This window comes from Shimia sagamensis, from assembly GCF_900182745.1.
Classification (GTDB): Bacteria; Pseudomonadota; Alphaproteobacteria; order Rhodobacterales; family Rhodobacteraceae; genus Shimia; species Shimia sagamensis.
Window position 1 is genome coordinate 1 of the sequence record NZ_FXTY01000013.1, and the last position, 13,570, is coordinate 13,570.

A 13,570-nucleotide genomic window follows, 5' to 3' on the forward strand; every position below is an offset into this window, starting at 1 on the left:
CTGCGCTTCGCGATCCGCGAAGGTGGCCGCACCGTTGGGTCCGGTGTTGTGTCCAAAATCGTTGAGTAATTGCGCCTAGCGTAATTCCTGCAACTTACTACGGAAAGGCCGCCCATTGGGCGGCCTTTTTGCGTGTTAGGCGGGCGGATCAGTTACCCGTCTGAACCCAGGTTACAGCCTTGTTGAAGTCTTCGGCCGCGAAGTGCTGTGCATCAACGCCAAAGGCATGTTTGCCAACTTTGGAGGCCATATTTTGCCAGCCAGCATCCCCAACAATTGCGGCGCGGGTCAACTGCTTCACATGGGCGCTTGCAAGCGCGAAATGATCGCGCAACGCGCCAAAGCCTTGCCAGCCATCAAATTCACGTAGATCAATCACCAGGCCAAACTGGCTTTTGCCCGCCAGCAGGTTATCCAGGTCCGCGGATTTTCCTTCATAGATCGCGCTGTCGAGTTTGCCCATCAGCCGGACACAGATGGTGTTGTCATCGACCGCGTCGATCTGAATGGAGCCCAAGCTTTCACGCAGCCAGCGCCGCGCGTCCTCCGTCTCTGACAAATCAAACAACGCGACCGGGCAGGGCATCAGCACGCCAAACACCGAGATCAACCGCTTCATGGTGGCGTCGTCCGTGGCGATGGCGCAGCGATCAAAACCGCGCCAATGCTTGAACCCCATGCGGCTGTCTTGCCACATGGCACCTGCGGTAAAATCACCCGGTCCACCGTCCAAAATCACCAGGAGGCGTATGTTTTCGGCTTGCTCTATGGCCCGGTCAATCGCCGGGGTAAGGCTGTTGGTGTAATCGCTCTCTGTGATCGGTGCAGTCATGCGGACCTCAAGAAATCCCGGCCCACCAACTTCTGTAACTTCAATCATGTCTTCACCTAAATAAACAAACTGTTCGGTCAGGGTGGCATAGGGAGCGCAGCCAGATCAAAGAAAGTTTGACCTTTTGGCTTGGGGTGTAGGGCGCTGCGAGAAACCACGTGGCTTAAATGGCTTAACTTGTTCACAAAAAAGTGTGGTCATCTTGATTTTGTACCGGCCTCGGGGTGACACTGTCTCATGCACCCGCTCCAGTCACAGCGGATCGAAGAACAGGGGAAATGTCATGAGACACATGTTAAGCGCGGCCGTCCTGGCCGCCGTTTGTGCTGCACCGGTTGCAGCTGAAGACTTTAAATGGGCCGGCACCACCGACCCACAAACCATGGACCCACATGCGGTGAACTCCGCGCCGGTTCTGGGTTTTTTGAACAATGTCTACGAAGGCTTGGTGCGCCGTGGACAGGATATGTCGATTGAGCCAGCGCTGGCAACAAGCTGGGAACCCATTGGGGACGGCGAAGGCTGGCGCTTCCATCTGCGTGAAGGCGTGACCTTTCACGATGGCAACACGTTTGACGCCGAAGACGTGCTGTTCTCTTATGAGCGCGCCTCCAATGAAGTGTCTGACACCCGTAGCTGGTTTGCACCGGTGTCCGAGGTGAAAATGGTCGACAGCAAGACCGTCGACATTCTGACCAAAGCCCCCAACCCGATTTTTCCGGACAGCATCGCCAACTGGATGATCGTGGACAAGGGCTGGGCTGAAGCCAACAATGCCGCACTGCCGGACAAGGAAAACGGCAACTACGCCACGCTGAACGCCAATGGCACCGGTGCGTTTATGGTGACGGAACGTGAGCCGGGCCTGCGCACGCAGCTCAAGCCATTTGACGGCTGGTGGGACGACGCCACCCACAACATCACGGTGGCAGAGTTCACCCCAATCCAGAACCCGGCCACCGCTGTGGCGGCGTTGCTGTCTGGTGAAGTGGACATGATCAACCCGGTGCCGATTCAGGATGCTGCGCGCCTGCAGGGTCAGGATGGCGTTCAGGTCATTCAGGGCATTGAGGCCCGCGTGATCATGCTTGGCTTTGCTCAAGAGTCTGACGTGCTGAAATATGGCGCGGATGCTGGCAAACCAAACCCGTTCAAAGATGCACGAGTGCGTGAAGCCGTGTCCAAAGCGGTAAACGTCGACGCGATCCTGAAAACCATCATGCGCGGTAATGCGGAGCCAGCGAGCCAGTTGGTCAGCCCGGCCATGCGTGGTTATTCCTCGGCCAATATGGACCGCCCGGCCTATGATGTGGACGGCGCCAAGGCTCTGCTGATGGAAGCGGGCTATGCTGATGGGTTTTCCTTTGGCTTGAAGTGTCCCAACAACCGCTACCTGAATGACGAAGCGGTCTGTCAGGCCGTGACCGCCATGCTCGCAAAGGTGGGCATTGATGCACAACTGGATGCGATGCCGGTGTCCAACTACTGGCCAGAGCTGCGGGCGGATAATTTTGACATGTATCTGCTGGGTTGGTCGCCTGGCACCTTTGATGCGGAGCACCCAATCCGCTTCCTCGCGCACACACCGAATTCTGAGAAGAAGCTCGGCAGCTGGAACTTTGGCGGCTACTCCAATGCCAAAATCGACGAGATGTTGCCAATGATCCAATCGGAGATTGATGACGGCAAACGCCAAATGATGCTCGACGAATCCGCGGCGATTCTGCAGGCGGAGACAGCCTATGTGCCGATGTACGTACAACCTTTGGTATGGGGCACGCGGGACAACGTCACCCTGACCCAACGCCCGGATAATTTCTTTATCCTGCGGTGGGTGAACGTGCAATAATGCTGCCTAAAAATGAGGCAGCGGGCAATGTTCGCTGCCTTGTGCGCTGCACTTGACCTGCGCCCTTTGAGAGCGCAAGGCTCGCGTTAATAAAAATAAAAGGGACGCAGTGATGCTGACGTATGTCTTAAAAAGAGTACTACAGTCCGCATTGGTTCTTCTGGTCGTAGGCCTTGTCGCCTTCAGCATGTTTCGGTTTGTCGGGGATCCGATCGACAACATGCTTGGTCAGGAACGAACCGATGCTGACATCGCCCGCCTTCGGGCGGACCTGGGGCTGGATCAGCCTTTTCCTGTGCAATACTACAAGTTTCTCGAAAATGCCGTTCAGGGGGATTTTGGCATAAGCTTTCGTCAAGGCCGCCCGGTGGCGGAAATCCTTGTCGAACGTGCGCCAGCCACGCTGGAACTGGCGGCTGTCAGTGGTTTCTTGGCGATCAGCATTGGTATTGGTCTTGGAGTATTCACCGCCATTCGCAAGGATGGCTTCCTTGCCAATATGATCATGTCAGTCTCGCTCATAGGGGTGTCTTTGCCCACCTTCCTTATCGGTATCCTGCTTATCTACTTGTTCTCGGTGGAGCTGGGATGGCTCCCCTCATTTGGACGTGGGGAGGTCGTCCATATTGGGTGGTGGAGTACGGGGCTTCTGACCGCGTCAGGGCTCAAAGCCTTGATCCTGCCGTCGATCACGTTGGGCCTGTATCAGATGACCCTGATCATGCGGCTTGTGCGCTCAGAGATGCTTGAAGTGCTGCGGCAGGACTATGTGCGCTTTGCCCGTGCCCGTGGTTTGAATGAGCGTACGGTGAATTTCCGCCACGCCTTGAAAAACACGCTGGTGCCAGTGATCACCGTGACTGGCTTGCAGCTTGGATCGATCATCGCCTTTGCGATCATCACGGAGACCGTGTTCCAATGGCCCGGTGTGGGCCTGCTGTTCATCAACGCGATCCAGTTTGTCGACATCCCTGTGATGGCCGCCTACCTGATGCTGATCTCGGTGATGTTTGTTGGCATCAACCTGATTGTTGACCTGCTGTATTTCGCAATTGATCCGCGCCTGCGCACGGACGGGAAAGGGGCGCACTGATGTCTGACCAAACTTCAACCGCACCGCAGTCCCGTCTGGCCAAAGCGCTGGACAGTGATTTTTTCTACAACTTCCGCAGGTCACCGGTGGCCGTGGTGTCTTTCGTCGCGGTAATGCTCTTGGTGCTGAGCTCCGCCTTTGCACCGCTGATCGCGCCATATGATCCGTTTGATCCGGGTTCTCTGGATCTGATGAACGGGTTCACCGCACCGATGGCGCCCAATGATTTCACTGGCGATGTCTTCTGGCTTGGCACTGATGACCAGGGTCGTGACGTGTTCTCCACCATTCTCTACGGCATGCGTGTGTCACTGTTTGTGGGCTTTGCCGCGGTAAGCTTTGCCATGGTGCTGGGCATCACACTGGGTCTTGTGGCTGGATACGTTGGTGGCTGGGTTGAAACCATCATCATGCGGGCTGCCGATGTGCAGCTGACTTTCCCGGCCATTCTGGTCGCCATGCTGATCTTTGGCATCGCCAAAGGGGTGATCCCAATTCAGCACCATGATCAGATGGCCATCTGGGTGCTGATTGTGGCGATTGGTTTGTCTGACTGGGTGCAATTTGCCCGCGTGGTGCGCGGTGCAACACTGGTGGAGAAAGACAAAGAGTACGTGCAGGCCGCGCGAATGATAGGTCGCGGCCGTGGCATCATCATGCTGCGTCATATCCTGCCAAACGTGCTCTCGCCGGTGTTGGTCATTGCGACCATCTCCTTGGCGCTGGCCATCATCGCGGAGGCAACACTGTCCTTCCTCGGTGTGGGTGCGCCACCTACGCAACCGTCTCTGGGCACCTTGATCCGTATTGGTCAGGGTTACCTGTTCTCTGGCGAGTGGTGGATCATCTTGTTCCCCTCCGTCACGCTTTTGGCCCTGGCGCTGTCTGTGAACCTGTTGGGTGACTGGCTGCGTGATGCATTGAACCCGAGGTTGCAGTGATGAGCGATACAGTTCTAGATATCGAAGGCCTTTCGGTCCATTTCCCAACCCGCCGCAAGCTGTTTGTGGCGGTCAACAAAGCCAATCTTGCGGTTGAGCCGGGCGAAATCCACGGTCTTGTGGGAGAATCCGGTGCGGGTAAATCCACCATCGGCGCCGCTGTGATGGGCTTGCTGGAGCGCCCCGGTCACATCGCTGAAGGCACGGTGAGCTTCAAAGGCGAGCACATCAGCGGGCGTGATGCGGACGGCATGCGCGCGTTGCGGGGCGCGAAGATCTCGATGATCTTCCAAGACCCGCTGACCTCGCTCAATCCGCTTCTCACGGTGGAACAACAGCTGGTGGAAACCATCCAGTTCCATCTGAAGCTGTCCGATGCGGACAGCCTGACACGCGCTGTCGCGCTTTTGGATCGGGTTGGTATTCCTGACCCATCTGAGCGTATCAAGCAGTACCCGCATCAGTTCTCTGGCGGTATGCGCCAACGTGTGGTGATTGCGCTTGCGCTGTGCTCAGAGCCTGATGTGATCATCGCCGATGAGCCCACCACGGCGCTTGACGTGTCTATTCAGGCGCAAATCCTAGAGTTGATCAAAGAGTTGGCGCGCGAACGTCAGACCGGCGTGATCCTGATCACCCACGACATGGGAGTGATCGCGGACACCACCGACAAGGTGACCGTGATGTATCAGGGTAAGGTGGTGGAAAGCGGCACAACCGCGCAAGTGCTTGGTGCACCAACGCATGAGTACACCAAGTCGCTCATCGCCGCTGTGCCACGTCCAACTCTGAAAGTGCACCGTTTCCCGCAGTTGTCTTACGGCGGCCGTCAGATCGCGTTCCACATCGACGATCTGGCCCGCAATTGGGAGCGTCCGGAACCCAGCAAATCTGGCACGTTGCTAAAGGTTGAAGGGCTTACCAAGACCTTTTTGGCCCGCAATGCGATCATTCCGTCGCGGCGCAAGTATTTCACGGCGGCGGATAAGGTCAGCTTTGACATCCGCGAAGGTGAAGTCTTTGGCATCGTAGGGGAAAGTGGGTCCGGCAAGTCGACCGTCGCGCGCATGATTGCGACGCTGTATCAGACCAACGGTGGCAAGATCTTCTTTGATGATGAAGAAATCACGCAACTGAAAACTGCCAAGGATCTGGAGAGCTATCGCCGCCAGATCCAAATGATCTTCCAGGATCCGTTCTCCAGCCTCAACCCGCGTATGCGTGTGGATGAGATCATTGCGGAGCCAGTGAAGCACCACAAGCTGTTGGAAGGCGACGCCATTCAGCACCGTGTGGATGAACTTCTGGAACGTGTGGGCTTGGGCTCTGACGCAGGGCGCAAATACCCGCATGAGTTCTCCGGTGGGCAGCGCCAGCGGATCTCAATTGCGCGCGCTCTGGCAACCCAGCCACGTTTTCTGATCTGTGATGAGCCAACCTCGGCACTCGACGTGTCCATTCAGGCGCAAATTTTGAACATCCTCAAGGATCTTCAGGAACACCTAGGGCTGACCATGCTCTTCATCAGCCACGACCTGCCGGTGGTGCGCCAGATGTGCGACCGTGTTGGCGTTATGCGTCAGGGGCAGATGGTGGAAGTAGCGGATACCGAAACGTTGTTTGCTGCGCCCAAAGAGGCCTACACACGAGAGCTTTTGAGTTTGATGCCCAAGCTCGAGGGGCTTTCCACGGAAGGTCTCGAAGACGAGATTGTATGACAAGAAAACGCCGCTCCTTAGAGCGGCGTTTTCACATCCGGGGTGCGACCAATCAGGTTCTGGTCCCACGCGACAACTGCTGTCAGAGTGCGCACAGAGCTTTAGGAGCATTCCATGACAGATCAATCCACCGCCGTCATTCCAAAGCAACGCGAGGGTGAGGACCGCCTGGCGTTTGACCCAATGGAGCGGGTGGATGCGCAGCTGCGGTTTATTGGCAGGATCGAAACGCCTTGGAAGCGTGGCGACTGCCCCAAAAATGTGACCCGTGCCCGCGAAACCGGCCAAGAGGCACGCGTTGTTCTAGAGCCGGGGTTTGCGCAAGGTCTCAGTGGGCTGGAAGTTGGGCAAGGGATTTTGCTGTTTTACTGGATGCATCAAGCGCGGCGCGATCTGATCACCCAGCGGCCCCGGCACCGGGAGACAGCAAGTGGCACCTTTGCGCTGCGCTCTCCCAACCGTGTGAACCCAATTTCACTGTCTGCGGTGCGTATCACGTCGCTTGATTTGGAGGCGGGCGTGATTGGTATCGATGCCATCGACTGTTTTGACGGCACGCCAGTGCTCGACATCAAACCCAGCGCACCGGCTGTGGATGTCCCGCCTGAGCTGTAGAGGTTAGCGCGCCAGAACGCGCGGGCGGGTTGGGGCGGTGTGTGGCCAAATTCTGCGGTTTTTGTTGCTGGAGACTTTGGGTTTCACCGCAAAATCATCATCTCCGCAAGCGGCAACAATAAATGCACCCGTGCGATTTGCACGACGCGCTGGAGGGCGCGCATCTTGCGATTGGCTGCGTGGTAGTACCCAGACTGACAAATGTGTTTTTGTCATAGATCCTATTCCCTTACGAGCCGCGCCTTGGTGAGAGAATCGATTTGGGCAGACGCGGTGATAACGACACAGGAAAACCGTAGCCAGAATTGGTTAACGAAGAGTCAGTGGTTAAGTGGTGGTTTCGACCCCGCAGATTTTTGTGGTTTTCATGTGTGTTTTTGGCCGCCCGGCTGATTGCACTTGCCGATGGCAAAAGGGTGCTGGTATCGCAGGTGTAATGACACAGATTTGGCAATCATTTCTCATGTGCAAAGCACTGGCCGGTGACGGGCGTCACGTCGGCTTGTCTCCCCGACAGCGCAGGCTGCCATGAGGCTGGATGATCGGGACATCAAAATTCTCTCCGTGCTGACGCGCGAAGGCCGCATCACCAAAGCTGCGCTGGCTGAGGAAATTGGTTTGTCACCCACGCCGTGTTGGGACCGCCTTAAAAAGCTGGAAAAGGCCGGTCTAATCGAAGGCTACGGCGCGCGTATCAATCTCAAGAAGCTTGCCCCCAGTGTGACAGTGTTTGTGTCCGCAGAAATTGCCGACCACACCGCGGCCAGTTTTCGGGCTTTTGAGGCAGCGATGCAGCGCTATGACGAAGTGGTGGCCTGTTGGGCGCTTGGTGGTGGCTTTGATTACCTGCTGCAAATTGTGACCAGCGACATTGATGCCTATCAGCGTTTGATTGATGAAATGCTGGACGCCCGCATCGGTCTGTCACGCTATTTTACCTACATCGTGACCAAGCCTGTGAAAGAGCACGGCGCGCCGCCGTTTGATATGCTTCTGGGAGCCACTGAGCACAGCTAAATCCTCTGCGATCTCCCAAAACTTCGGACAAATCTTCTGTCTGCTTGCGGCATTTTCTCCTCAAATAGAGGAGGCATTACAATGACACAAACCGCGCTTTCCGCTCGGGCTGACATCACCGACAAGGCCCTTGTGCGGTCGTTTTCGTACATCAATGGCAAATGGCAGGCCGCCAAAGATGGCGACAGTTTTACGGTGACCAATCCGGCTGACGGCACCCATCTGGGCGGCGTGGCAGCTATGTCTGCCGAGGAATCCTCTGCGGCCGTAGATGCGGCCCAGGCGGCTTTTCCCGCTTGGGCGGACCTCTTGCCTCAAGAGCGGGCAGCTATTCTGCGCCGCTGGTTTGAATTGCAACTGGAGCACAAAGAAGACCTCGCCCGCATCATGGTGCTGGAACAAGGCAAGCCGATTTCCGAGGCACGCGGCGAAATCGACTACGGTGCGGCGTTTGTAGAATTTTACTCGGAAGAGGCCAAACGCCCCAACATCGAAGGCGTCACCAGTCACCTACCGGATGCCGAGGTCGAATTATGGCGTGAACCTGTGGGGGTCGCCGCGTTGATCACCCCGTGGAACTTCCCCTCTGCGATGCTGACCCGCAAAGCGGCCGCCGCGCTGGCCGCAGGTTGCACCGTGGTAGCGCATCCGTCTGGGGAAACGCCCTACAGCGCTCTGGCATTGGCGGAGCTGGCCGAGCGTGCTGGCATACCGGCGGGTGTGTTCAACGTGGTGACCGGCATTGCGCCCACCGTGGTGGAGCCCTGGACCCGCGACCCCCGCGTGCGTGCCCTGTCTTTCACCGGGTCTACAACTGTTGGCAAACTGCTGTATCGCCAGTCGTCTGAGACGGTGAAGCGGTTGGTTTTGGAGCTGGGCGGCCATGCGCCGGTGATTGTGTTCAAAGGCGCAGATATCGACGTGGCTGTCGCGGAAACTATCAAAGCCAAGTTTGCCACTTCTGGTCAGGACTGTTTGGGTGCAAACCGCATCTTTGTGGAGCGGGCAATCTATGACGATTACTGCGCCAAATTTGTTGCGGCCACCAAGGCGCTGACCGTTGGTGTTGGCATGGATGATCCGGACCTTGGCCCGTTGATGAACGAAAATGCGGTTCAGAAGCAGGAAGAGCATGTCGCGGACGCGCTTGCTAAAGGCGCGAAGCTGGCGTGCGGCGGAAAACGCCATGCGTTGGGCACTCTGTTTTTTGAACCAACAGTGCTGACAGATGTGCCTGCTGACGCGTTGATTATGTCGGAGGAGACGTTTGGCCCGGTGGCGCCCATCACGCCGTTTGACAGCGAAGAGGAAGCGGTCGCTGCAGCCAACGACAGTGAGTACGGTTTGGTGGCTTATGTGCACAGCCAAGACCCGCGCCGCATCTACCGACTGAGCCGGGCTCTGCAATATGGCATGGTGGCGGTGAACCGCACCAAAGTCACCGGTGCGCCGATTCCCTTTGGTGGCACAAAGCAGTCGGGTCTCGGACGCGAGGGTGCCCGCTTGGGCATGGAGGAGTTCACGGAGATCAAATACGTCTGCCGCGATTGGGGGTAATCCCCCCCTTGGCACGCAATGACAGGCGCGTGGCTCCAAATGGCGCGCGCCTCTTGCGGTTCCTGCATCACATTGAAAATCAGCAAAGCTGCACTGGGATCAAAATGGCGTCAATTTGCGGGGGCGAGAACAAAAATGGCATCCCGTAGGGGAATCGAACCCCTCTTTTCAGGTTGAAAACCTGACGTCCTAACCGATAGACGAACGGGACGCATTTTTTAGATACGTCTGAGATTGCTCTCATATCTGGCTGCAGCTGGCATCCCGTAGGGGAATCGAACCCCTCTTTTCAGGTTGAAAACCTGACGTCCTAACCGATAGACGAACGGGACGCGCGCTGAAGCGTGAGGCGTATTTAGTGAAAGCGTGGCATGGGTGCAAGTGGTAATTTACGCGACTTACGGAAATTTTCCCCGGTGCTGAGGGTGAGATGCTTCCTTCGCAGAAAGGTCCCGAATTCCCTCAAGATTCCTACGGGAATCGGCAAATTGACTTAGGCCCGCGCGGCGTCTTCAAGCCTCAGTTGTACCGACTGACGCCCACCCCAGGTGTTGATTTCCAGCCTCCCGGCAAGATGGAACCGCGCCCCACCATGCGATTCGAGCGTGGGGCCAAGCGCGGTGTCGTAGGCGCCAAAGGCAATGGCATCTATGCGCGCGCCAAAGCCATCGCCAAAGGTTAGCTTCAGGTGGCTGTCGCCGACCCGTTTGGTGAAGCGAATTTCCACATCGGGGAAAGCAAACCGAGGGGCCGCAGCCCCTGCGCCAAAGGGCCCTGCTTTTTCAATGTCGGTGATCAGATCCACCGTCGCGCCAGTGGGCATCAGCAGGCTGTCGAGTTTGAGGTCCGCAGGGCCTGCGTTGCCCGCACCTTGTTTGGCCAGCATCTCAGACAGGCGCTCCATGGCAGGTTCCAACTGATCGCGTGCCACGCTGAGACCCGCCGCCATTTTATGTCCGCCACCTTTGATCAACAGGCCTTCGGCAGCGAGCTTCTGAATGCTGGCACCAAGGTCCACGCCGGAAATGGAGCGGCCTGAGCCTTTGCCTTCGTCACCGTCCAATCCGATCACCACGGCGGGGCGGTTGGTGGCCTCTTTCAGGCGGGAGGCAACAATGCCAACCACACCCGGATGCCAGCCTTCGCCCGCCGCCCAGACCAGCGGCGCGTCCAAGCCACGTTCTTCTGCCTGCGCAACAGCGGCCGCGCGCACGGAAGCTTCGATGTCGCGTCGTTCCGTGTTCAGCTCATCCAGCCGTTCCGCCATGGCTTGGGCTTCTTGTGGATTGTCCGTGGAGAGTAATCGCGCGCCAAGATCGGCCTGCCCAATACGTCCACCGGCATTCACGCGCGGGCCGAGCAAAAAACCAAGGTGATAGCTGCTGGGCGCAGAATCCATGCGGCTAACATCCGACAGCGCCACAACGCCGGGACGATCCCGACGCGCCATAACCTTCAACCCTTGGCGTACCAAAGCGCGGTTCACACCAATCAGGGGGGCTACGTCAGCCACGGTGCCAAGCGCCACCAGATCCAACATGGACATCAAATCCGGTCCGCGTGTGCCGTCCTCTTCGCGCATCTGCCGGTTGGCTTCGACCAACATCAAGAACACCACCGAGGCGGCACAGAGATGTGCAAGATCGCCGCTTTCATCCTGACGATTGGGGTTCACGACTGCCACACAGTCAGGCAGGGTTTCGCCACCCAAGTGGTGATCCAACACCACCACATCTGCGCCTTTGGCAGCGGCAATTGGCGCGTGGCTCAATGTGCCGCAGTCCACACAGATGATCAGATCATGGGTCTTGGCCAACTCCGCCATCGCGGTCTCATTGGGGCCGTAACCTTCGTCAATCCGGTCCGGCACATAGAGTGTTGCAGAAAGCCCCAACGTCCGAAGCCAGGTGATCAACAACGCGGCCGAGGTGCCGCCATCAACATCATAGTCGGCAAAAACCGCAATGCGTTGGCGCGTCTTGACCGCTTGCAAAAACCGTCCTGCGGCAACTTCCATATCTTTGATAGTGCGCGGGTCCGGCAGCAAATCCACCAGCTTTGGCTCCAGAAAACTCTCTGCCTCACCCGCGGTCACACCACGGCGCGCCAACACGGCGCAGAGCGCCGGGGGCAGGGTGGTGTCCTGGGCCAATTGTTCTGCGGCCCGCGTGGTTTCCACATCCGGCCCCACCCAGCGCCGTCCGGTCAAGCTTTCGGAAACACCAAGGAAGTCAGTCATGTCAGGGCCTTCATCTTAGAAAAAGGCCCGCCAAAAGGCGGGCCATCAGGGCACGCTGGCCCAAATCAAACAAAAATGTCTGCGGCGATCAAGAGGTCTGATCCACTGGGGCGCGGTAGGTCATGCGACGCACCGAGCCAGACTTGGAGCGCATCAGCAGGGTTGCGGTTTCGATCCAGCCCGGGGTGCGTTTGATCGCAGGCAACAGCGAGCCGCCGGTCACGCCAGTTGCCGCAAAGATCACGTCTTGGGTGACCATTTCATCGCGGGAGTACACGCGGTCCAGATCGGTGATGCCGGTTTTTGCGGCACGCGCGCGTTCGTCATCGTTGCGGAACACCAGACGGCCCCACATTTGACCACCCATGCATTTCAGCGCAGCAGCGGCAAGAACACCTTCGGGAGCGCCACCTCGGCCCATGTACATGTCAATGCCGGTTTCTTCGGCTTCTGCACAGTGCATTACGCCTGCGACGTCCCCATCGGTGATTAGGCGGATCGACGCGCCGGTGGCGCGTACTTCCGCAATCATCTCTTCGTGGCGTGGGCGCTCAAGGATACACAGCGTGATGTCGGATGTCTCGCAACCTTTGGCTTTGGCCAGCGCTTCCACTCGTTCTTTTGGGCTCATGTCCAGCGACACGACGTTTTCCGGATAACCCGGTCCGATCGCCAGCTTGTCCATATAGGTGTCTGGCGCGTGCAGCATGGAGCCACGTGGGCCCATGGCAATCACAGTCAGCGCGTTTGGCATGTCTTTGGCAGTCAGCGTGGTGCCTTCCAGCGGGTCCAACGCAATATCCACGCCAGGGCCGTTTCCGTTGCCAACTTCTTCGCCAATGAACAGCATTGGCGCTTCGTCACGCTCGCCTTCGCCGATAACCACGACGCCAGCGATGTCCAAAAGATTGAGCTGTTCGCGCATCGCGTTCACAGCGGCTTGGTCAGCAGCTTTCTCGTCACCGTTGCCGATCAGGGCAGCAGAGGCAATGGCAGCCTGTTCCGCAACGCGGGCCAGGCCAAGGGACAACATGCGATCGTGAAATTCCGGCTTCTGGGACATGAAATAAATCCTTGTGAACACGTTTAAGTCCGCAATAGCGCAGGCCTACCCCCGGCGCAACCTGAGGCCGCCGGGGATTTGGATCAAAACAAAGATCAGATCAAAATGGTCACATCATCCATGACAAACTGGTCGCCAGACAGAGGGATTGGCAGCGGAGTGCCGCCGCTGGTGGTGAAGACAACACGATCCACCGCGTCAAAGATGGTGTCGTCAAATTCAACAAACGTTGGGCCAGATGTGGACAGAACAAAGCTCTCTGATCCGAGGCTGGTGAAGACCTCGATGTATTCAAACACGCCTGGGCTCGTTTCGACATTCTGGAACGACTGATCAAAGGCCTCGACGGTCAGCGTCATACCTTCTCTCAAGGCCGACGTGATCTGCGCGCTTTCAAAATCAAAGGTGTCGACAAAGTCACCGTCTACGGTGACGCCGGACGTGCCGGCCACCACCATGGTACCGCTGGTCGCGCCATTGGCGACACCTGTATCCAGCTGACCGCCCCCACGATCTGGACTGAGCTGGCCAAACAAGGTCGAGTCAAAGGTGGCCCAACCTGACGACCATTGCACCCCACCTGCACCACCTTCGAAAGAGACTGCATGCAGCTGTCCTTCAAAATCCAGCGTTGAGGAGGCCGGAG

12 protein-coding genes and 2 tRNA genes are annotated in these 13,570 nt (G+C 57.6%); 9 read left to right on the forward strand and 5 right to left on the reverse strand.

The genetic code is table 11. From position 1 onward, the window contains the following. Window positions 1–69 (forward strand): EF-Tu C-terminal domain-related protein (locus QOL67_RS20965; RefSeq protein ID WP_283427986.1); only part of this gene is annotated, 69 nt, incomplete at its 5' end. Window positions 70–148: 79 nt separating this feature from the next. Here QOL67_RS20965 and QOL67_RS20970 read toward each other — a convergent pair. Next, window positions 149–880 (reverse strand): SpoIIAA family protein, encoded by a 732-nt coding sequence (locus QOL67_RS20970; protein ID WP_283427947.1) that lies wholly within the window; start codon window positions 878–880, stop codon window positions 149–151. A 235-nt stretch (window positions 881–1,115) separates the two neighbouring features. Here QOL67_RS20970 and QOL67_RS20975 point away from each other — a divergent pair, with 235 nt between their 5' ends. The 7 genes from QOL67_RS20975 to QOL67_RS21005 all read left to right on the forward strand — a co-directional run bounded on the left by QOL67_RS20975 (window position 1,116) and on the right by QOL67_RS21005 (window position 9,622). Beyond that, entirely contained in the window at window positions 1,116–2,681 is a 1,566-nt protein-coding gene (locus QOL67_RS20975) for an ABC transporter substrate-binding protein (protein WP_430458982.1), read from the forward strand. Window positions 2,682–2,793: 112 nt separating this feature from the next. Next, a complete protein-coding gene (locus tag QOL67_RS20980; protein ID WP_283427948.1) occupies window positions 2,794–3,774 on the forward strand; it encodes an ABC transporter permease in 981 nt (326 codons plus the stop codon). Then, the gene (locus QOL67_RS20985) at window positions 3,774–4,715 is read left to right on the forward strand and encodes an ABC transporter permease (RefSeq protein WP_283427949.1); all 942 of its coding nucleotides are present in this window, start codon (window positions 3,774–3,776) and stop codon (window positions 4,713–4,715) included. The genes QOL67_RS20980 and QOL67_RS20985 overlap by 1 nt, the downstream gene beginning before the upstream one ends. After that, entirely contained in the window at window positions 4,715–6,433 is a 1,719-nt protein-coding gene (locus QOL67_RS20990; RefSeq protein WP_283427950.1) for an ABC transporter ATP-binding protein, read from the forward strand. Before QOL67_RS20985 ends, QOL67_RS20990 begins: the two co-directional genes overlap by 1 nt. Window positions 6,434–6,547: 114 nt before the next feature. Continuing rightward, on the forward strand, window positions 6,548–7,048 hold the full coding sequence (locus QOL67_RS20995) for an SAM-dependent methyltransferase (RefSeq protein ID WP_283427951.1): 501 nt from the start codon (window positions 6,548–6,550) through the stop codon (window positions 7,046–7,048). 528 nt (window positions 7,049–7,576) lie between these two features. Then, on the forward strand, window positions 7,577–8,065 hold the full coding sequence (locus QOL67_RS21000) for an Lrp/AsnC family transcriptional regulator (protein ID WP_283427952.1): 489 nt from the start codon (window positions 7,577–7,579) through the stop codon (window positions 8,063–8,065). Between the two features lie 81 nt (window positions 8,066–8,146). Next, complete coding sequence (locus QOL67_RS21005) at window positions 8,147–9,622, forward strand: NAD-dependent succinate-semialdehyde dehydrogenase (RefSeq protein WP_283427953.1); 1,476 nt, start codon at window positions 8,147–8,149, stop codon at window positions 9,620–9,622. 136 nt (window positions 9,623–9,758) lie between these two features. Here QOL67_RS21005 and QOL67_RS21010 read toward each other — a convergent pair. The 4 genes from QOL67_RS21010 to glpX all read right to left on the reverse strand — a co-directional run bounded on the left by QOL67_RS21010 (window position 9,759) and on the right by glpX (window position 12,924). Next, window positions 9,759–9,833: transfer RNA gene (locus QOL67_RS21010), tRNA-Glu, on the reverse strand. 46 nt (window positions 9,834–9,879) lie between these two features. Continuing rightward, window positions 9,880–9,954: transfer RNA gene (locus QOL67_RS21015), tRNA-Glu, on the reverse strand. A gap of 161 nt (window positions 9,955–10,115) precedes the next feature. Further along, window positions 10,116–11,861 (reverse strand): single-stranded-DNA-specific exonuclease RecJ, encoded by a 1,746-nt coding sequence (gene recJ, locus QOL67_RS21020; protein WP_283427954.1) that lies wholly within the window; start codon window positions 11,859–11,861, stop codon window positions 10,116–10,118. An 88-nt stretch (window positions 11,862–11,949) separates the two neighbouring features. Next, entirely contained in the window at window positions 11,950–12,924 is a 975-nt protein-coding gene (gene glpX / locus QOL67_RS21025; protein ID WP_283427955.1) for a class II fructose-bisphosphatase, read from the reverse strand. A gap of 128 nt (window positions 12,925–13,052) precedes the next feature. Between glpX and QOL67_RS22115 the strand changes: the two genes are divergently transcribed. Continuing rightward, complete coding sequence (locus tag QOL67_RS22115) at window positions 13,053–13,187, forward strand: hypothetical protein (RefSeq protein WP_430458983.1); 135 nt, start codon at window positions 13,053–13,055, stop codon at window positions 13,185–13,187. Window positions 13,188–13,570 lie beyond the last annotated feature (383 nt).